The following is a 19985-nucleotide window of genomic DNA, read 5'->3' as shown; positions in this document are numbered from 1 at the left end:
GCCGAATCCTCGCTTCGCTCGGCCTCGCACTCGCTCAGCGCGCACCTCTCCATGATCCGGTCGCTGCGCTCGCTCATGCGGGGCCTCCCGGCTGCGGATCGGCGCCTGGCCCCTCATGGTGCGGCCCGTGCTCCGTGGGGTCGGCGGGGCCCGCCTGGTGGGGGATGCGCGGGGTGTCCGCCACCGGCTCCGCCTCGGCCACGGCTTCCGCGGCCTCCGCACGGGCCTTGACGACCTCGTCCACGGCGTCCAGCACACCCCGGTAGCCCGAGCAGCGGCACAGGTTGCCGCACAGCGCCTTACGGGTCTCCAGCTCGCTGGGGGCGTGGTTGCCCTCCAGAAGGTCGTGGACGGTCATCGCCATGCCCGGAACGCAGAAGCCGCACTGCACCGCCCCGGAGGCGGCCAGGGCGCGCTGCACATCGGAGGGCGTGCCGTCCTGCGCGAGCCCCTCGACCGTCCGGACCTCGCTGCCCGCCGCGGTGGCCGCGGGCACCAGGCAGGACGCGACGAGCCGCCCGTCCACCTGGACCGAGCAGGCCCCGCACTCACCCTGCGAGCAGCCGTCCTTGGCGCCGGCGAGGCCGAGGCGCTCGCGCAGCACGTAGAGCAGCGATTCACCGATCCAGGCGTCGGTGACCGGCCGATCCGTGCCGTTCACGCGCAGGACGTAGGAGGCGGCGGGGTGTTCGTCGTACGCGTCGAAGCCCGGGGCGGCCGGAGCAGCCGGGGCGTCGGCGTAGGGGTCCACGGGGTCGGCGGTCGACTCGGCGGGGTCGGCGGCGGGGTCGGCCTCGTGGGCTTGGGGGCCGACATGGCCATCGGGGCCGACGGTGAGATCCGCGGACTCGGCGGACTCGGCGGACTCGGCGGACTCGGCGATCTCGGCGGTCTGGGCGATCTCGGAGTCAGCGACGGCGCCGGCCCCAGGGCCGGACGCCGGCCCCGTCTCGGCAACAGCACCCGCACCCGCACCCGCACCCGCATCGGCACGCACATCCGCACGTACATCCGCACCCGCATCAGCATCGGCACCCGCACCGACCGCGAACTCCCCGGACTCGTCCGGCTGTTCACCGCCGTCAGCCGGGACCGTCCATGGGGCGCCCCGATCAGCTCGACCAGCCCGATCTGCCCGATCCGCCGGGTCCACATGGCCCGCACCGAGGCCGGCACCCGCATCTGCATCGGCATCCGCACCGGCACCCGCGTTGACGCCGGAAGCGTCCGCCCCCTCGTGCTGCGGCGTCGCCTCCCCGGCGGGCGGCCACTGGGCCATCGCGTCGGCCGGCAGCGACCAATGACCGGTCCCGCCATCGGCCGCGCCGCCCGGCAGCTCACCGCCCTGCCCGGCGCCCTGGCTCATCAGGCCGCCGGTTCCCGCGTACGGATCGTCCCCCGCGTACGGACCGCCCACAGGGCCACCGTACGGATCGGTCTCCGGCGCCCCGGTGCCGCGCACGTCATCGACACCGCCCGTGATGCCGCCGTCAGCGGCACCGTCCGTAGCGGTGGCGCCACCGTTCACGCCCGTAGTGGCGCTCAGCCCGGCGGCGAAGTCCCAGTGCCCGGTCTGCCCGTTCCCGCCGGTCTCTCCGGTGTCCGCAGCACCCCCGGCGCCCCCGTACGTACCCGAGTAGTCACCACCCTGGTACCCGGCAGCGCCCCCCGCCCCGGTGAGCCCCTCATGACCTGCATGACCGGCATCGCCTGCATGGCCGCCTACATGGCCTACATGACCTGCGTGGCCCTGGTGATCAAGATGACCCGACTGGCCTGCGTGACCCGTCTGCCCCGGGTATCCCGTATACCCCGTCAGACCGTCGTCGCCGACCAGGTACTCGCCGGACTCCTCCAAGCCGTCGTCCGCCGCCGCCGGGACCGACCATGCGCCGGAGACGCCGGCCGCCTGCGGGCTGCCCGCGACGGGCCAGTCCACCCGGTCGCCGCCGCCCCACGGCTGCGCCGCCTCGGGCGTACCGGCCTGATAGCCCGCGGACGGGTCCGCGTATCCGGCCGACGGGTCCGCGAACGGCATCGTCCACTGGCCGGTCGCCGCCGGGTCACTGGCGGGAGCGGGGACCGGCGGCGAGGAGACATGCTGGTTGAACGATGCCGGCGGGGTGTAGCCGTGGCCGGGCGCGGCGAGCGGATCGGTGGTGCCGTATCCGTTGGGCAGCCCGGCTCCGTAGGCCCCGGTGGTGAAGCCTTCCGGGAGCTGCACGAAGGCCGTGGCCTCCGACTCGTACTCGCCGCCCTGCGGCAGCGGCTGCCAGCCCTGCTCGGGGTGCGGCTGCTGCGGATTGCGGTTGTCGGCATCGGTCATGCCGGAACCTCGCTTTGCTCGGCCCCGCACTCGCGGGGCGCGCACCTTTCCATGGTTCTCCCCCTGGGGGCACCTCCCAGCGGTAGCTGGGGGACTTCGGCCGGGGGGACCCCCATGCGATTCTCGCTCACGAGAGCGCCCTCCCAAGTGCGCGGCGGGCCAGTGCTGCCACCGTACGGCGCAGATGCAGCGCGGCGGGCGGCAGGGTCGCCGGTTCCGAACCGTCCTCGGGCGGCGCCGGGTCGGGGATGCAGGCGGCACCGACGTAGTCACCGAAGGCGGTCAGCGCCTCGGGCACCAGGCCGCGTTCGCCGTCCCAGTCGATGATCGAGGCGACCCACTGCTCGGCCTCCAGGGGGCGCAGCGGCATGGCGGCGACCGCGCCCACGGCGCAGCGCACGCCGCGCCGGGCCGGGTCCAGGACCAGCGACACCGAAGCGGTGGCGCGTCCGGGACCGGTGCGGCCGGTGGCCTTGAGGAACGTCTGCGGGGCGTGCAGCAGCGGCACCCGTACGAAGCCGACGAGTTCGCCGGGCCGCAGCATCTCCCGGCCGGCCAGCAGATGGCTGACCGGGATCTCGCGGCGGGCGCCACCGGGCCCGCCGATGATCAGCGTCGCTTCAAGAGCGGCGAGCACGGGGAGGGTGTCGCCCGTGGGAGCGGAGGTGACGATATTGCCGCCGAGGGTCCCGGCGTTGCGGACCTGCGGGGGTCCGGCCGCGCGGGCGGCGGCGGCCAGGCCCGGGATCAGGGCCGCGAAGTCGGGGCGCCCCATACGGGCGAGGGTGAGACCGGCACCGAGCAGCGCATGGCCGTCCTGGTACTGCCAGCCGCGGATCTCGCTGATCCGGCCGAGGCCCACCAGGGCCGCGGGTCTGAGAAGTCCGGCGTTGACGGCCGCCATGAGGTCGGTGCCGCCCGCGACGGGCACGGCGGCGGGCATGGCGGTGAGCGCCGCCACCGCCTCGTCGAGCGAGGCCGGCAACGTCACCGTGTGCGACGCGTGCGGTGCGTGGGTGGTCAAGCCAGCTGCCCCTTCCCCGGTGTCCCGGCTGTTCCGCTCCGCCGTACGGTACGTGTTCACGACCCGGACGTGGCAACTCTGGCACATCTTCCCGGACCCACGACGAGAGGGTCCGCGAAGGGACGATCCGTCCCTGAACGGTGCGCTGGTCCGGTTTCGTCCGCCGGTGCCGAGGGGTGGGGACCGGGGTTGCGCGCCGGGGAGCGTGTCGAGCGGTGTGCGCTCTGTGGGACGCTCATCGCCCGTGGGGTGGCATGGGGAGACCACCCTCCCAGGGTCCGGCCGAACCTGCCGCTCTCTTTGCCCACCGGCTCACACGTTTGGGGGCGCCCCGTCGATCGGGCGTCCGAGCACCCCGGGGCGCTGCTGCCAGGGGTGGGGGCCGCCGGGCGGGCGGTAGTCGACGCCGAGGGCGTCGAGGCGGGCGTAGTGGGCGGTCATCCTCCGGTTGAAGTCCTGGTGGTCGCGGTCGGCCGGCGGCGGCAGCCGTGACCAGGCGACCTCGGCGAACGCCGCGAGCCGCGGGAAGACCTGGTAGTCGACGCGCCCCGGACTGTCCATGACCTCGGTCCAGACGTTGGCCTGGGTGCCGAGGATGTGTGCGGCCTGCTCGTCCGTCAGTTCCGGTGGCACCGGCTCGAAGCGGTAGACGTCCTCCAGGGTGCGTACGTATCCGATCGGCACCGGCTCGTCCGGGGAGGCGTGCTGACGGTGGTCCAGATAGACCTGTTGTTCGGGGCACATGACGACGTCGTGGCCGGAGCGGGCGGCGGCGATCCCGCCCGCGTAGCCGCGCCAGGACGAGACGGCGGCGCCGTGCGCCAAGCCCAACTCCGTCGTCCCACCTCCGGGCGCTCTTTCCCCTTGGGTTCGACTCCCGCCTTCGAGGATCTCGTCCCAGCCGATCAGCCGCCGTCCGCGGTCGGCCAGCCAGCGGTCGAAGTGCCGGATGAACCAGTTCTGCAGCGCGTCCTCGTCGGCCAGGCCCAGCTCGGCGATCTGGGCCTGGGCGGTCGCCGACGCCTTCCACTGGTCCTTGGGGCACTCGTCGCCGCCGATGTGCACGAACCGTGAGGGGAAGAGTTCCAGGACCTCCGCCAGCACCTGTTCGTAGAAGCGCAGGGCATTGTCAGTGGGTGCGAGTACGTTCGGATTGACGCCCCAGGTGTCCCAGACCTTCAGGGAGGTGGTGTCGATGACGTCGGTGTTGCCGAGTTCCGGATACGCGGCGATGGCGGCCTGCGAGTGCCCGGGGATATCGATCTCGGGGACGACGGTGATATGCCGCGCTGCGGCGTAGGCGACGATCTCGCGGATGTCGTCCTGGGTGTAGAAGCCGCCGTGCGGGCGCTCGTCCCAGAGCGGGGAGGCGCGGTGCCCGAGCTTGGTGCGCGTCCGCCAGGCGCCGACGTCGGTCAGCTTCGGGTAGCGCGCGATCTCGATGCGCCAGCCCTGGTCGTCGGTGAGATGGAGGTGGAGGACATTGAGCTTGTGCGCGGCGAGCAGGTCGATATAGCGCAGTACGCCGTCCTTGGGCATGAAGTGCCGTGCGACGTCGAGCATCATGCCGCGCCAGGGGAAGCGGGGGGCGTCTTCGATGCTCTGCTGCGGCAGGGCGACGGTGCGGCCCGGTGCGAGCGGTGCCCGGCGGAAGGCGCTGGGGCCGAGCAGCTGACGGAGCGTCTGCGCGCCCCAGAAGACTCCGGCCGGGCTGCCGCCGGCGATGCGTACGCCCGCGCGGGTGAGGGCGTCCAGCCGGTAGCCCTCCGCCGGGAGGTCCGGGTCGAGGGCGAGGACGAGAGTGTCCGGGGCGTCGTCGGGGCCGGGCGGCAGCGGCAGGCCGAAGGCCGCGCCGAGGGTGTCGCGCAGCCAGCGTGCGGTGTCCTCGGTGCCCGGGGCGGCCGCGAGGGCGGTCTGCTCGCCGAGCCGTACGGCGCAACGGTACGGCCCGTCGATACGAAGCGGCGCCGGGATCAAGCCACTTGCGGTGCCCGCACCGCCGCCCGCACCACCATCCGTCCTGGTGTCTGTGCCGGTGGCCGTCCCAAGCGGTGTCCCAGCAGCCGTCCCGGCGGCCGTCCCGGTGTCTGTGTGTGGCATGCCGTCAGTCCTTCACCGCGCCGCCCAGGCCCGATACCAGCCGGCGCTGTACGAGTACGAAGAAGACCAGCACGGGGATGGTCATCACGGTCGATGCTGCCATGATCCCGCCCCAGTCGTTCTCGTCCGGCTTGAAGAAGACCAGCAGCGCCATGGGGAGGGTGGAGTTCTCGGTGGCGCTGATGATGAAGGACTTGGCGAACAGGAAGTCGTTCCAGGTGGAGATGAACGAGAAGACGCTGGTCGCGACGAGGCCGGGGAAGACGAGCGGGAAGAGGATCTGCCAGAGGAAGCGGCCGCGGCTCGCGCCGTCCAGACAGGCGGCCTCCTCCAGGGCCTCCGGGACGGCCTTGACGAAGCCGCGCAGCATCCAGATGGCGAACGGGAGGGAGAAGGCGAGATGCGGCAGGACCAGTGAGCCGAGGGTGTTGAGGCCGATGCCGGGTACGGCGTCGCCGACGTCCCGCAGGAGGAAGAACAGCGGGATGGTGAGCGCCTCCACGGGCACCATCTGCGCGACCAGGAACATGATCAGCAGGGTCGTACGGAAGCGGAACCGGAAGCGGGTCACGGCCGTGGCGGCGAGAAATGCGATCAGCGCGGAGGCGACGACCACGACGCCGGCGATGAACAGGCTGTTGAGGAAGTAACGGCCGAAATCCTGCTGTTGGAAGACGCGCCGGAAGGCGTCCAGGGAGGGGGCGAGGGTCCAGGGGCGGGGCTCGGTGGACTGCACCTCGCCGGCCGGTTTGAAGGCGGACAGCACCATCCAGTAGAGGGGGAAGGCAACGACGGCAGCGATCAGCAGCGCGCCGGCCTCGGCGGCCAGCCGCCACGGCCTACGGAAGCGCAGATGCCGGACGCGCAGGTACCGGACGCGCAGATGCCGGACGCGGCTCACCGTTCCTCGGACGCGGCTCACAGTTCCTCCCCCTGGCGGCGCAGCAGCCGCAGATAGCCGAGCGTGACGGCGAGCAGGATCAGCAGCATCACGACGCCGATCGCCGACCCCAGGCTGTACTGCGAAGAGGCGAACGCCTTTTGGTACGCGTAGACGTTGAGAACGAGGTTCTGGCCGGCGATGCCGCCGCCGCCCGTCATGACGTAGATCTGAGTGAAGACCTTGAAGTCCCAGATCACCGACTGGATGGTGACGACGACGAGGATCGGCCGCAGCATCGGGGCGAGCACACTGCGCCAGATCCGCCACTGCGAGGCGCCGTCCAGCGCCGCGGCCTCCAGCACCTCGCCCGGGACGGCGCGGATCCCCGCGTAGACGGTCACCATCACGAACGGGAAGGAGCACCAGACCACTTCGAGGAGGACGAGCGCGAAGGCGCTGTAGCGGTCGTAGGTCCAGGAGTAGTCCTCGAAGCCGGTCAGGCCGAGCGCCACCAACACCTTGTTGACCGGCCCGAAGTCGGGGTCGAAGAGGAACACCCAGACGGTGGAGCCGGTGATGGCCGGGGTCGCCCAGGCGCCGAGCCCGGCGAGCATCAGGGCGAGCCGGGGCAGCGCGCGTATCCGGGTGAGGAGTACGGCGAGCGCGCAGCCCAGCGCGACGGTGCAGGCCACGCAGGCGGCGGCGAACAGCACGGTCGCCAGCAGCACCTGCCAGAACTGGCCGTCGCCGAACAGCTCGGCGTAGTTCGCCAGGCCCTGGAAAGTGGTCGGTTCACCGCCGCTGACCTGCGCCTGGGTGTATTCGAGGAACGAGATCAGGCCGAGCTGGTAGATGGGATAGAGCAGCAGGCCGCCGAGGACGACCAGCGCGGGGGCGAGATACAGCCACGGGGTCCAGCCGCCCGCGCGCCGCCCCTTGATGCGCGCGGCGCTCACTGCTGGAAGGCTTCCTTCTCGAAGGCCTCGTTCATCTTGCGCGCCGCGGCGTCGGCGGCCGCGTCGATGTCCTTACGGCCGCTGACGATCTCCTGGAACATCGTCGGCAGCACCAGCGAGGCGTCGATGGTGCCCCAGCCGGGCGCCGCCGGGACGAACTTGGCGCCGGCGTCCAGCGTCTTGACGAAGGGCGCGACATACGGCTTCCGCCTGGCGGCCTCGGCGCGCACATCGCCGTACGTCGACAGAAAGCCCATCGCGTCGAACAGCCTGCGCTGGGTCTCCTTGCCGGCCAGCTCCTTCATCAGGCCGACGGCGAGGGTGCGGTGCTCGCTGCTCCTGAGGACGCCGATGTTGTTGCCGCCCGCGAAGGCCGGCGCGATCCGGCCCTTCGTGACGCCCGGCAGCGGCACCACCGCGTACTTGCCCTTGACCTTGCCGTCCTCGACGGCCTGATGGTTGAAGTCGCCGCCGATCGCCATCCCGGCCTTGCCGGAGGCGAAGGCGGTGACGGTGTCGTTGCCGCCCATGTCCGCGCACTTCGAGGCGGGGCAGTTGTCGTCGCCGAAGAGGCCGGTATAGGCGGCGATGCCCTTCTTGGCACGGGGCCCGTTGATGGCGGCGGTGTATCTGCCGCCCTTCTCGGTGGCGAGGTCGCCGCCGGCCGCCCAGATGAACGGCATCGCGCCGTAGGTGTACGCGCCGCCGACCGCGAGGCCGTACAGCTCGGGGCGCTCCCTGCGGATCTTCTTGGCGGCGGCCACGACCTCCGCCTGGGTGGTGGGGACCGCGATACCGAGGTCCTTGAACACATCGGTGCGGTAGTACAGCGCGCGGACGCCGACGAACAGCGGCGCGCCGTAGACCTTGCCGTCCACGGTCACCGATTCCCTGGCCGTGGCGTCGGTGTCCTTGGCGTCCGGCCAGGCCGCGAACTCCCGGCTGATATCGGCCAGTCCGCCGTCCTTGACGTATCCGGCGGTGTCGGTGTTGCCGTACTCGATCAGATCGGGCGCGCTGGCCGGGTCGTTGAACGCGGCCTTGATCCGCTGGGCCCGGGTGTCGACGGGTATGTAGTCGACGGTGACCCTGACGCCCTTGTGGTCCGCCGTGAAGGCCGACAGCGCCCGCTGGACGACCTTCTCCTTCGGCGCGTTGCTGACCTCCTGGAAGAGCCAGACCCGCAGCGTGCCGGTCTTCGCGTCCCCCTTGGGGCCGTTGCCGGAGGTGGACGGCGCGCAGGCGGCGGCGGCCAGGGAGGTCAGCGCAACTGTCGCGGTGGCGGCGGCGATTCGGGCAGAGAGCGGCATGGCGGGACCCTCCGAGTCATTGTTGCAACATACGCAACGGGCGTTTCGCACTGCACAATTCCCAGGAGATTAAGGGCCGTTCCGCGCCCGGACAAGGGCCCGCCCGTCACTGGTCTCCACCACTTCGCAACCGAGACCCGTCGCCACCGGCCTCCACCATCCGCCTCCACCACCGGCCTCAGCCACCGGCTTCCGCGCGCACTACTGCTACTGCCACCGCTTCCGCTTCCGCGAACGACGAAGGGCCCGGGTCCATGAAGGACCCGGGCCCGAACCCGTGGCGGGGCACCGCCGTGCGGTGAGCGGCTACGACCCGCCGCTCACCGCGGAAAAACTGCCGGCCATGACCGGCGGCCTGCTACTTCTTGCCGCCGTCCTTGCCGCCCTTGTCCTTGTCGCCACCGGCGCCCATGGACTCGAAGATCTCCTTGCACATGGGGCAGACCGGGTACTTCTTCGGGTCGCGACCCGGGACCCATACCTTGCCGCACAGCGCGACGACGGGAGTGCCGTCCAGCGCGCTCGCCATGATCTTGTCCTTCTGGACATAGTGGGCGAAGCGCTCGTGGTCGCCGTCGCCGTGCGACACCTGCGGTGTCGGCTCTACGAGGGTCCCCGTACCTGCCCCGCGCTCGGGCTCAAGAGTGCTCATAAGTGCCAAGGGTACTCACGCGCGCCGGAACCGGGGCGCGTCGGCCCGCCGCCAGGTGCACGGCGAGCGCCACGGCCGCCACCCCGGCCGCCGCCCAGGGCAGTGCGTACGGCGCCATCCCGCTCGCCAGCGCCAGCCCGCCGACCGCCGAGCCGACCGCGCTACCCAGGTAGAGGGCCGAATTGTTCAGAGCGAGGGCGACCGTGCCGCGGTCCGCGCGCAGCTCCAGCAGCCGGTGCTGCTGGGTCACCTGGAACGCCCAGCCCGCCGCCCCCCACGCCACCAGCGCGACCACCGCACCGGGCAGCGCCACAGAAGCCAGCGACGACAGCAGAGCCTGCGCCGCGATGACCACCGCCGGCAGCGCACCGAGCAGCATCCGCACCCGGCCCTAACCGGGGCTACGACGCGACCGGCACCCCGCCCCGGTCGCCGCTCGTCAGCCCCAGTTGGGTGGCGAACGCCAGCGCGGCTTCCGGCCGGACCTCGTACCAGGCGTCCTTGTCGCAGACCGCGCCCAGCAGTGCGGCCACGTCCTCCGCGCCGACCGTACGGGCCTCGGCGGCGGCGATGAAGCCGCGCACCTCCGTCATGGGATCGACCTCGGTCTCCGTCCTGGCCACGAGATCGTCGACGATCCTCCCGATCGCGGCGTCACCGGGCGCGGCCCAGCTCATCGCCATCTCCAGGCCGTCGTCCGGCAGCTTCTCGGGATACGGGGCACGGTCCCAGGCGCCGCCCTGCCACCAGTAGACGAAGCCGAAGAGATTCCCCTCGGCGTCGTCCCGCAACTGCTCCCAGGGCAGCCACTCAGGGCCGCCGGCCAGGAAGTCGATCTGCTGGCCCCCGTCGTGCGTATAACTGCCGTCCGAATCCTGACCGCACAGCAGCGCCCGGCCGTCCTCGAACAGCTTCAGCCGCCACCAGTAGGAGCCGCCGCCGTTCCAGCACTCCAAGCCCCGGCTGCCCCACGAGAATTCGTCCCAGTCGTCCATGGCGGCCGCCACCACCGCAAGCGTCGCGGCGCGCGCCCACAGCCGCTCCGGATGGTCCAGGTCCTCGGGCACACTCGGCCTCTGCATGGAGATCTCCCCGTTCGTCCGGCGCGGACCCGCCCTCGCATCCGCGCGCCGTCCCCAACACCTCGAACCATAGCGACGGACACTGACAATTCCCCATGACGAAGCCGTCACAATAATCAAGTCGTCAACCAAAGTGCCGGGACGGGGAAACCGGACCGGGAAACCGGGCGGGGAAGCGGGCGGGGAAGCGGCGGAAACGCCGCCGCACGAAGCCGGGTCCGCAGCGGCCGGCCGCTCAGTTCAGCGACGGATCATCCGGATACGTCGCGACCATCGCCAGCTCGTTGCGCTGCCGCCGCAGCACCGCGCGCCACAGCTGCTCCGGGTCCGGCGAGGAGACATCGCCCGGTTCGGACTCGACGACGTACCAGGCGCCCTCGACCAGCTCGTCCTCCAGCTGGCCGGGCCCCCAGCCCGCATACCCGGCGAAGATCCGCAGGCTGCCGAGCACCGCCGCGAGAAGTTCCGGCGGGGCCTCCAGATCCACCAGGCCGATCGCACCGTGCACCCGGCGCCATCCCAGCGGCTCGTCACCGGACGGCATCCGCTCCGCCGTCTCCGCGGCCGGCGCGCCCGCCACCTCCGCGTCGGCGCCGCCGGGCAGCGCGCCGCTCTCGACGGACGGAATGCCGCTCTCCCCGGACACGCTGCCGGGCACCACCGCCACCCCGAGCGCCGAGTCCAGCGACACCGGGCCGCCCTGGAAGACCACCCCCGGCTCACCGGCCAGCGCGGCCCACGGTGCGAGGATGTCGCCCACACCGACCGGCGTCGGACGGTTCAGGACCACACCGAGGGAGCCCTCCTCGTCGTGATCGAGGAGCAGCACCACCGCGCGGTCGAAGTTCGGGTCGGCGAGCGCGGGCGTCGCGACGAGCAGCCGGCCTGTGAGCGAGGACACCTCGGTCATGGCCACATGATCCCGCACTTCGGTCCGATGCGGGGAGTCAACGGCCGGACCAGTGCGAGACAGTGCAGGGCGTACGGCGGCAGCACCGGCGCACGGGCCGCCCGGACGTCCGCATCACACCGGACATTCAAGACATAAAGGTGAATTTTTGGCCAAATGTCCATTACAGATCAAAGGCGGATCGTAGCGGAGTGTGTTGTGACAAAGCCATTACATGCCCGAAGCCTGCACGGGCCTACGGACACACCCTCCGGCGCCCTTACCATTTCCCCTTGGCCCTGCCCGTCTCCAGGAACGCGAGATCCATGACCGTCTCTACTGACGACGTACTGCTTGTCCACGGCGGCACCCCGCTCGATGGCGAGATCCGGGTGCGCGGTGCGAAGAACCTCGTGCCGAAGGCCATGGTCGCCGCCCTCCTGGGCAGCGGTCCGAGCCGGCTGCGCAATGTGCCCGACATCCGCGACGTACGCGTCGTGCGCGGGCTGCTGCAGCTGCACGGCGTCACGGTGCGCCCCGGCGACGAGCCGGGCGAGCTGATCCTCGACCCGTCGCACGTGGAGAGCGCCAACGTCGCGGACATCGACGCGCACGCCGGCTCCTCGCGGATCCCGATCCTGTTCTGCGGCCCGCTGCTGCACCGCCTCGGCCACGCCTTCATCCCGGGCCTGGGCGGCTGCGACATCGGCGGCCGGCCGGTGGACTTCCACTTCGACGTGCTGCGCCAGTTCGGCGCGACGATCGAGAAGCGCGACGACGGGCAGTACCTGGAGGCCCCGCAGCGGCTGCGCGGCACCAAGATCCGGCTGCCGTACCCGTCGGTCGGCTCGACCGAGCAGGTGCTGCTGACCGCCGTCCTGGCGGAGGGCGTCACCGAGCTGTCGAACGCCGCCGTGGAGCCGGAGATCGAGGACCTCATCTGCGTTCTGCAGAAGATGGGCGCGATCATCTCCATGGACACCGACCGGACGATCCGGATCACCGGTGTCGACAAGCTCGACGGCTACAACCACCGCGCCCTCCCGGACCGCCTGGAGGCCGCCTCCTGGGCGTCCGCGGCGCTGGCCACCGAGGGCAACATCTACGTCCGCGGCGCGCAGCAGCGGTCGATGATGACCTTCCTCAACACCTTCCGGAAGGTCGGCGGCGCCTTCGAGATCGACGACGAGGGCATCCGCTTCTGGCACCCGGGCGGTTCGCTCAACGCGATCGCCCTGGAGACCGACGTCCACCCGGGCTTCCAGACCGACTGGCAGCAGCCGCTGGTCGTCGCCCTGACGCAGGCGTCGGGCCTCTCGATCGTCCACGAGACGGTGTACGAGTCCCGACTCGGCTTCACGTCCGCGCTGAACCAGATGGGCGCGCACATCCAGCTCTACCGCGAGTGCCTGGGCGGCTCCGCCTGCCGCTTCGGCCAGCGCAACTTCCTGCACTCCGCGGTGGTCTCAGGACCCACCAAGCTGCAGGGCTCCGACCTGGTCATCCCCGACCTGCGCGGCGGCTTCTCGTACCTGATCGCGGCGCTGGCGGCGCAGGGCACGTCCCGGGTCCACGGCATCGACCTGATCAACCGCGGCTACGAGAACTTCATGGAGAAGCTGGTCAGCCTCGGGGCGGACGTCGAACTGCCGAACGGCGCACCCCGCAACTGAGGCAGGACGGCGCCCCGGGCGCCGGTCCGGGGTGAGCGGGAGAACCAGCGGGCCCCGGGTATCGAAAAGGCTCAACACGACGGGCACACCGACGAGTTCGGTGTGCCCGTCGTCGGCTGTTGCGGAGCGTCGTTCACGAGAACGGCGCAGCCGGCGAGCACCGCATCGACGCCCGCACGGCGGGCACCGTGGACGCCGGAAGTCGCGGGTGCGACGAGAGGCCCGCTGCCGCGCGTACGCCGCACCACGGCCCTGCCGCCGGCACCGCCCCGTACGCCGGCCGGAGAAGAGGCCCTGGCCGCCTTTGCCTGGCCTCGTGGGCGACTCCCCCGGATTACCCGGGTGCGAGCACGGCACCTGCCTGAGCGTCACCTGTACGGCCGTCAGGACCTGTCTGGAGGACGTCACCCGGCCGGCTTCCCGTGCGTACGGGCGGGAAGGGCCTGGCCGCCGGCTCACCGCGGCTCGCACGGGCACGACACCGGACCACCACCGCCCCGCACCGGCACGGCAAAGGGCGGCCGCCCCCCGAAGGGGGCCGCCGCCCAGTTACGCCGTGCTAAGGGACTTACTTCCCCTTGGCCGCTTCCTTGAGCTTGGAGCCCGCGGAGACCTTCACGCTGTAGCCGGCCGGGATCTGGATCGGGTCGCCGGTCTGCGGGTTGCGCGCGGTGCGAGCGGCACGGTGGGTGCGCTCGAAGGTCAGGAAGCCGGGGATGGTGACCTTCTCGTCGCCCTTCGCGACGATCTCGCCGGTCACCTCGGCGAGGGCGGCCAGAACGGCGTCGGCGTCCTTGCGGGTCACCTCGGCGCGATCGGCCAGAGCGGCCACCAGCTCACTGCGGTTCATGTTTGTACTCCCGTGTTCTTCTTGCCAATGAGGCGTGAGATCGAAGCCGATGCTGCCAGGGCCCTCGGACAGTCCCCGGACCCGGGTCTGCTGCCAGACCCTCGCGCCCGAATACGCATCCTGCCCCTACCTGCGGCGGTAAAGCCAATCCGGCGCCCAGGAGGGTCACACGAAAAGCGCCACTGCCTCGTAGTGGTGACGTTCCGCACCATGACCGCTCCGGGCCGAACCCACAGGGCGGCGGCCATTGCTGCCCGTCAGCCTATGGGGGCCTTGAGGACGGCGTGTCCTGCGACGCGCCGTACTCAGAGCGCCGTGGCAGCTGTCACATTCGGGTCAGCCGCCCTCGCCGCGTCCCGCACCGCACCCGCCACCGCGCCCGCGACCTTGTCGTTGAACACGCTGGGGATGATGTAGTTCGGGTTGAGCTCGTCGTCGTGCACCACGTCCGCGAGGGCACCGGCCGCAGCCAGCATCATCTCGGTGTTCACCGTACGGGACTGGGCGTCGAGGAGGCCGCGGAATACCCCGGGGAACACCAGGACGTTGTTGATCTGGTTCGGGAAGTCGGAGCGGCCGGTGGCCACGACCGCGGCGGTCTGCCGGGCGATCGCCGGGTCGACCTCCGGGTCGGGATTGGCGAGTGCGAACACGATTGCGCCCTCGGCCATCTTCGCGACGTCGTCGCCGTCCAGGACGTTCGGCGCCGAGACACCGATGAAGACATCCGCGCCGACCACGGCCTCCTTGAGGGTGCCGGTGACGCCCTCCGGGTTGGTGTTGTCGGCGATCCAGCGCAGCGGCGAGTCCCGGTCGGCGTCGACCAGGTCGGTACGGCCGGCGTGCACCACACCGTGGATGTCGGCGACGACGGCGTGCCGGACGCCGGCCGCGATCAGCAGCTTGAGGATGGCGGTGCCCGCGGCGCCGGCGCCGGACATCACGACCCGGACGTCCTCGATCTTCTTGGCGACGACGCGCAGCGCGTTGGTGAGGGCGGCGAGCACCACGATGGCGGTGCCGTGCTGGTCGTCGTGGAAGACCGGGATGTCCAGGGCCTCGCGCAGCCGCGCCTCGATCTCGAAGCAGCGGGGCGCGGAGATGTCCTCCAGGTTGATGCCCGCGAAGCCGGGGGCGATTGCTTTGACGATCGCCACGATTTCGTCGGAGTCCTGGGTGTCCAGGCACAGCGGCCAGGCGTCGATACCGGCGAAGCGCTTGAAGAGGGCCGCCTTGCCCTCCATGACGGGCAGCGCGGCCTTGGGGCCGATGTTGCCGAGGCCCAGCACCGCGGAGCCGTCCGTGACGACCGCGACGCTGTTGCGCTTGATGGTCAGGCTGCGGGCGTCCTCGGGGTTGTCGGCGATGGCCTGGCAGACCCGGGCGACGCCCGGGGTGTAGAGCATCGACAGGTCGTCACGGTTGCGGATGGGGTGCTTCGACTGCATCTCGATCTTGCCGCCGAGGTGCATCAGGAACGTACGGTCGGAGACCTTGCCGAGGGAGACGCCCTCGATGCCGCGCAGCTCCTCGACGATCTCGTCGGCGTGCGCGGTGGACGTCGCGGCGATGGTGACGTCGATCCGGAGCTTTTCGTGGCCGGATGCGGTCACGTCGAGGCCGGTGACCGACCCGCCGGAGGACTCCACGGCCGTGGTGAGCTGGCTGACCGCGGTCCCGCTGGCCGGGACCTCCAGCCGAACCGTCATCGAGTACGAGACGCTGGGCGCCGTTGCCATGGCCGACTTCCTCCGCTGTTCACCGTGTCGCTTGGATTGCCGTCCGATCGTCGCACCTACCGCGGAGTACGCGGTAGCCGCCCGGCATTGCGAACGTATTGGTCGTGAGCGGCGGCAATTTACGGAAAGCAACTTCCACCATACGAGAATTTCCTGGGCGCAGCAAAGAGGCCCATGTCATCGGATGACATGGGCCTCTCGCATGTTCAGCGGCACCGACCCGCCATGCTCGCCTCGCGGCAAGTGGTCGCTCGTAGCGACGATGGTTGGGCCCGGGGGCTTGGATCGAGCCGGTGCCGTCACCAAGGCTAACAAACCATCTCCGGAAGCGAATCCCGTCCCGGGGAGACGATTTCAAGACCCCTCGTACGGCGGCGACCATACGGCCCCATGCGGCCTCAGTCGCGCAGCAGGTCCGGCACCCCGTCCGCATCCGGCTCGTCGCTCCCGGCGGAGAGCACCGTCAGCTGCTGGGTGGCCCGGGTCAGTGCGACGTAGAGCACCCGCAGCCCGGCCGGCGACTCGTCGGCGATCTCGGCCGGCGAGACCACCAGCGTCGCGTCGTACTCCAGGCCCTTGGCCTCCAGGGACCCCAGCGCCACCACCCGGTCACCGAGCCCGGCCAGCCAACGCCGGGCCTGCTCGCGGCGGTTCATGGCCACCACGACGCCGACCGTGCCGTCCACCTCGCCCAGCAGCCGCCCGGCCTCCTCGACGGTGGCCCGCGCCAGCGCCTCGTCGGCGACGGCACCACGCTCACCGTCCATGGCGGCGACCGTGAACCGCGGCTCGATGCCGGTGGAACGGACCGCGCTCGGCGAGGCCATACCGGGCATCGCCAGCGCCAGCACCTTGGATGCCAGCTCGGCGATCTCGGCGGGGTTGCGGTAGTTCACGGTGAGCGTGAAGCGGCGGCGCGGGCGCGCACCGAGCGCCTCGTCCCGCGCCAGCGCGGCCTCGTCCGGGTCGGACCACGAGGACTGCGCCGGGTCGCCGACGACGGTCCAGGTGGCGTGCCGGCCGCGCCGACCGACCATCCGCCACTGCATCGGCGTCAGATCCTGCGCCTCGTCGACGATCACATGGGCGTAGTCGGTACGTTCCTCCGCCAGCCGCTCGCGCCGGCTGCGGCCGCCGGAATTCCGGTCCGCAAAGGTCGACAGCTCCTCCAGACCGGTCAGATGGTCCAGCGGATCCACCTCGCGCGGCTTGGCCGGCCGCATCGGGGCACCGAGGATCAGCTGCAGCTCGTCCAGCAGCGCGACATCGTGCACCGACAGCGGGCCACGGCCTGCCGCGTCCAGCCGCCGCAGCGAGCGGGCTAGTTGGCGCACCTCACGTGGGTTGAGGACGCGCCGCGCCCAGCGGCCCAGCAGCCGCTCGTCGGCCATCGCGGCCAGCACCCCGCGCGGGGTGAGCTCCGGCCACCAGGCGTCCAGGAACTCCAGGAACTCCGGCTCGGTGGTGATGTCCTCGTCGAAGCCCTGGCGGGCCTCGGCGACCAGCTCGGGGTCCGTGTAGCGGCGGGCGGCACCCGACTTGGTCCACAGGGCGTCGAGGATCAGCCGGCGGGCGCGCGGGCGCAGCAGGTTGACCGGCGCGGTCCCGCCGAGCGCGGCCTGCCGGATGCCGCGCAGCTCGTCGGCGTCCAGCTCGATCCGGCCGCCGAACGCGACGACGCGCAGGCGGGACGGGACGCTCGCGGCGGGTGCGGCGGGGCGCGGGGTCCTGGAACGCGTCCTGCGGCTGCCCTGGCGGCCGTTCCTGGCGCCGTTCTGGGCGCCGTTCCTGGCGGCGTCGCGCCCGTTGTCGTCCCCGGCCGCCTCGAAGAGGTCCTCCAGGGAGAGCTGGGCGTCCTCACGCGGGGCGGCGGCCTGCCCGGTGTGCTCGGGCGGCTGCCCGCCCGCTCCCGGTGCCGCCAGTTCCAGCGCCCCGCGGGCGGCCTTGCGCAGCAGCTTCTGCATCCGGCTGGAGCCCTTGATCCGGGACACCTCGGGCGGGTCGTACGCGGTCGCCTCCGCACCGTCCACCAGCGAGCCCAGGGCGCGGATGGCGACCTGGCCCTCCTCGCCGAGCGACGGCAGCACGCCTTCGGTGTACGCGACCAGCAGCGGCGTCGGGGAGACGACGAGGATGCCGCCCGCGTAGCGGCGGCGGTCCTGGTAGAGGAGGTAGGCGGCGCGGTGCAGCGCGACGGCGGTCTTGCCCGTGCCGGGGCCGCCCTCGACCTCCGTGACGGAGGCGGCGGGAGCCCGGATCACCATGTCCTGCTCGGCCTGGATGGAGGCGACGATGTCGCGCATGGTGTGGCTGCGGGCCCGGCCGAGCGCGGCCATCAGGGCGCCGTCGCCGATCGCCGGCAGCTCCGCGCCGTCCAGCGTCGCGGTGACCTCCGGGCGCATCAGATCGTCCTCGACGCCGAGGACCTTGCGGCCCTTGGAGCGGATGACGCGGCGGCGGACGACCCGGCCGGGGGCGACCGGGGTGGCGCGGTAGAACGGCGCGGCGGCCGGCGCCCGCCAGTCGATGACCAGCGGCGAGTAGTCCGCGTCGAGGACTCCGAGGCGGCCGATGTGCAGCGTCTCGGCGATCGCGGCGCGGTTGTCCTCGATCGCGCCGTCGGCCGGCTCGACGGAGGTGTAGGCGCCGTCCGGGCCCTTCTGGCCGTCCTTGCCGAGGAGCAGGTCGATCCGGCCGAAGAGGAAGTCCTCGTACTCGGAATTCAGGCGGTGGAGATGGACGCCGGCCTGGAAGACCTGCGCGTCGCGCTCGGCGAGCGCGCCGGGCGTGCCGACCTGGCCGCGCTTGGCGGCGTCGTCCATCAGGAACTCTGCCTCGTGGATCTTCTCCTCAAGGCGCCGGTAGACGCGGTCCAGATGCGTCTGCTCGGCCTCGATCTCGCGGTCGCGAACGGAATCCGAAGCGTGATCCGGTGCGTGCGTGGCGTTCTGCGCGGCCACCCAGGCCCCCTTCTGCTGTGCGTAGGGCAGCCGTCAACCGTACGCGAACCAGCCACCGCGCGCACCTGGCTAAAGGGACAAAATTGGGCGTGTTCGGTCGGATGTTGACGCGGACGTGATTCCATCCGCGACTCGGTCATATGTGACGACCGACCAAGGTCATGACGCCCGGGTCATGACGCCCGGGTCACGGCCCCGGGTACGCCCGGGGCATCACGACCTCACACGTCCACCGTCGCCAGCCGCCTGCCCTCCAGCGTGCGGATCTCGAAGCGGTCGATGTCGCCTCGGTTCAGGGCCGCCCCGCCCGTGGCGTAGAGCGGCTCCCGGTTCCACTTCGCGGTGCTGCCCTTGATGCCGTAGCCGCCCTCGGGGACCGCCCAGGTGGTGACGGTCTCCCGCCGGCCGTCCTTGCCGACGGCGACCAGGTCGCAGGTGAGCGGCCCCTTGACGTTGGCCAGCTGGAGAACGACCTGGGTGCCCCAGGTCTTCGACGCCATCGAGACGCCCGCCGAGACCTTGGTGACGGGATCGACGGAGGCCGCCTTCTCGCCCTGGTCGAACTGCGCGCGGGCGGCGTTCGCGAGCGGCGGCGCGGTGTCGCCCCCGGACCGGTCCGCGGTCAGCGCGACCGCGGCGAGCGGCCCGCCGATGATCAGCACGGCGGCAGCGGCCACGAGATACAGCCGACGGCGGCCACGGGCGCGGCGGGTGGCGGCGACCTCGCCGAGCAGCCCGTCCAGGAGGCCGGGCCCGGGGACGGCGGTGAGGGTCTGCGGGGTCGGTGCGGACTCCTTGAACTCGGCGAGCAGCGGCGGCAGCCCCATCAGCTCTTCGAGTTCGGCGGCGCACGGGTCGCATCCGGCGAGATGCGCCTCGAACCGTTCGGCGTCGGCGGCGTCCAGGACGCCCAGCGCGTAGGCGCCGACGTCGGTGTGCCGGTCCGGCTGCGTGGGCGGGGTCACTCCGTCACTCCTCGTTCTTCGAGCGAGAGCCTCAGGGAGCGCAGCGCGTAGAAGACCCTGGACCGCACGGTCCCGGCCGGTACGCGCAGCACCGCCGCTGCCTCGCTGACCGTACGCTCCTTGAAGTACGTCTCGACGAGGGCCTCTCGGTGGGCCTGGCTCAGGTCGCTCAGCGCCTCGGAGATCGTCATCAGGCGCAGCGCCCGGTCGATCACATCGGCGGCGGGCATCGTCTCCAGAGGTGTCGCATCGACCTCTTGGGGCCGGGCCTGGCGGCTGCGGTGTCCGTCGATGACGATCCGCCGGGCGACGGTGACCAGCCATGGCCGGATCGAGCCGGTCGCACGTTGCAGCTGGTCGGCGTTGCGCCAGGCGCGCACCAGCGTCTCCTGCACTACGTCTTCCGCTCGGTGCCGGTCGCCCGCCACCAACCGCAGGACGAAGGCGAGAAGCGGTCCCGCATGGTCGTCATAGAGGGCTCGCATGAGCTCCTCGTCAGGTGTCGTCCTGTCTGCCACGACGGCATCCTTGCGCACTCCAACTCCCGGGTCGATAGCGCGGATCCACGGAGCGCTC

At 71.6% G+C, this 19985-nt stretch carries 16 protein-coding genes; 1 reads left to right on the top strand and 15 read right to left on the bottom strand.

What is annotated here, in order from left to right; genetic code table 11:
• Positions 1-73 precede the first annotated feature (73 nt).
• From AB0I10_RS12885 to AB0I10_RS12840, 10 genes are all read right to left on the bottom strand, one after another.
• Positions 74-2326 carry a (2Fe-2S)-binding protein gene (locus AB0I10_RS12885; RefSeq protein WP_363152452.1) on the bottom strand — a complete coding sequence of 751 codons (2253 nt, stop codon included), beginning with the start codon at positions 2324-2326 and terminating at the stop codon, positions 74-76.
• A 127-nt stretch (positions 2327-2453) separates the two neighbouring features.
• Positions 2454-3350 (bottom strand): FAD binding domain-containing protein, encoded by an 897-nt coding sequence (locus tag AB0I10_RS12880; protein WP_363152451.1) that lies wholly within the window; start codon positions 3348-3350, stop codon positions 2454-2456.
• Positions 3351-3662: 312 nt separating this feature from the next.
• Positions 3663-5450 carry a beta-N-acetylhexosaminidase gene (locus tag AB0I10_RS12875; protein WP_363152450.1) on the bottom strand — a complete coding sequence of 596 codons (1788 nt, stop codon included), beginning with the start codon at positions 5448-5450 and terminating at the stop codon, positions 3663-3665.
• Positions 5451-5454: 4 nt separating this feature from the next.
• Complete coding sequence (locus AB0I10_RS12870; protein WP_363152528.1) at positions 5455-6318, bottom strand: carbohydrate ABC transporter permease; 864 nt, start codon at positions 6316-6318, stop codon at positions 5455-5457.
• A gap of 50 nt (positions 6319-6368) precedes the next feature.
• Positions 6369-7289, bottom strand: coding sequence for a sugar ABC transporter permease (locus AB0I10_RS12865; protein ID WP_363152449.1), 921 nt, complete (start codon positions 7287-7289; stop codon positions 6369-6371).
• Positions 7286-8599: an extracellular solute-binding protein gene (locus AB0I10_RS12860; RefSeq protein ID WP_363152448.1), complete on the bottom strand. Its 1314-nt coding sequence runs from the start codon at positions 8597-8599 to the stop codon at positions 7286-7288. The genes AB0I10_RS12865 and AB0I10_RS12860 overlap by 4 nt, the downstream gene beginning before the upstream one ends.
• A 358-nt stretch (positions 8600-8957) precedes the next feature.
• Entirely contained in the window at positions 8958-9251 is a 294-nt protein-coding gene (locus tag AB0I10_RS12855; protein WP_026169910.1) for a DUF3039 domain-containing protein, read from the bottom strand.
• Positions 9238-9636 (bottom strand): hypothetical protein, encoded by a 399-nt coding sequence (locus AB0I10_RS12850; RefSeq protein WP_363152447.1) that lies wholly within the window; start codon positions 9634-9636, stop codon positions 9238-9240. The genes AB0I10_RS12855 and AB0I10_RS12850 overlap by 14 nt, the downstream gene beginning before the upstream one ends.
• 16 nt (positions 9637-9652) lie before the next feature.
• The gene (locus AB0I10_RS12845) at positions 9653-10333 is read right to left on the bottom strand and encodes a hypothetical protein (protein ID WP_363152446.1); all 681 of its coding nucleotides are present in this window, start codon (positions 10331-10333) and stop codon (positions 9653-9655) included.
• A 235-nt stretch (positions 10334-10568) separates the two neighbouring features.
• Complete coding sequence (locus AB0I10_RS12840; protein ID WP_363152445.1) at positions 10569-11243, bottom strand: YqgE/AlgH family protein; 675 nt, start codon at positions 11241-11243, stop codon at positions 10569-10571.
• A gap of 305 nt (positions 11244-11548) precedes the next feature.
• On the opposite strand from AB0I10_RS12840, the gene murA reads away from it, so the two are divergent.
• Positions 11549-12895, top strand: a complete 1347-nt coding sequence (murA, locus tag AB0I10_RS12835) for a UDP-N-acetylglucosamine 1-carboxyvinyltransferase (RefSeq protein ID WP_363152444.1) — start codon at positions 11549-11551, stop codon at positions 12893-12895.
• A 568-nt stretch (positions 12896-13463) separates the two neighbouring features.
• Here murA and AB0I10_RS12830 read toward each other — a convergent pair.
• The 5 genes from AB0I10_RS12830 to AB0I10_RS12810 all read right to left on the bottom strand — a co-directional run bounded on the left by AB0I10_RS12830 (position 13464) and on the right by AB0I10_RS12810 (position 19945).
• The gene (locus AB0I10_RS12830) at positions 13464-13745 is read right to left on the bottom strand and encodes an HU family DNA-binding protein (protein WP_030069353.1); all 282 of its coding nucleotides are present in this window, start codon (positions 13743-13745) and stop codon (positions 13464-13466) included.
• A 305-nt stretch (positions 13746-14050) separates the two neighbouring features.
• Positions 14051-15484 carry an NAD-dependent malic enzyme gene (locus AB0I10_RS12825; RefSeq protein ID WP_363152443.1) on the bottom strand — a complete coding sequence of 478 codons (1434 nt, stop codon included), beginning with the start codon at positions 15482-15484 and terminating at the stop codon, positions 14051-14053.
• Positions 15485-15882: 398 nt separating this feature from the next.
• Positions 15883-18444: a UvrD-helicase domain-containing protein gene (locus AB0I10_RS12820; protein ID WP_363152442.1), complete on the bottom strand. Its 2562-nt coding sequence runs from the start codon at positions 18442-18444 to the stop codon at positions 15883-15885.
• A 221-nt stretch (positions 18445-18665) separates the two neighbouring features.
• Positions 18666-19409, bottom strand: coding sequence for a zf-HC2 domain-containing protein (locus AB0I10_RS12815; RefSeq protein WP_363152441.1), 744 nt, complete (start codon positions 19407-19409; stop codon positions 18666-18668).
• Positions 19406-19945, bottom strand: coding sequence for a sigma-70 family RNA polymerase sigma factor (locus tag AB0I10_RS12810; protein ID WP_363152440.1), 540 nt, complete (start codon positions 19943-19945; stop codon positions 19406-19408). The genes AB0I10_RS12815 and AB0I10_RS12810 overlap by 4 nt, the downstream gene beginning before the upstream one ends.
• Positions 19946-19985: the final 40 nt, after the last annotated feature.

This window comes from Streptomyces sp. NPDC050636 (genome assembly GCF_040654775.1).
Classification (GTDB): Bacteria; Actinomycetota; Actinomycetes; order Streptomycetales; family Streptomycetaceae; genus Streptomyces.
This window is presented reverse-complemented; position numbering and strand designations above follow the sequence as displayed.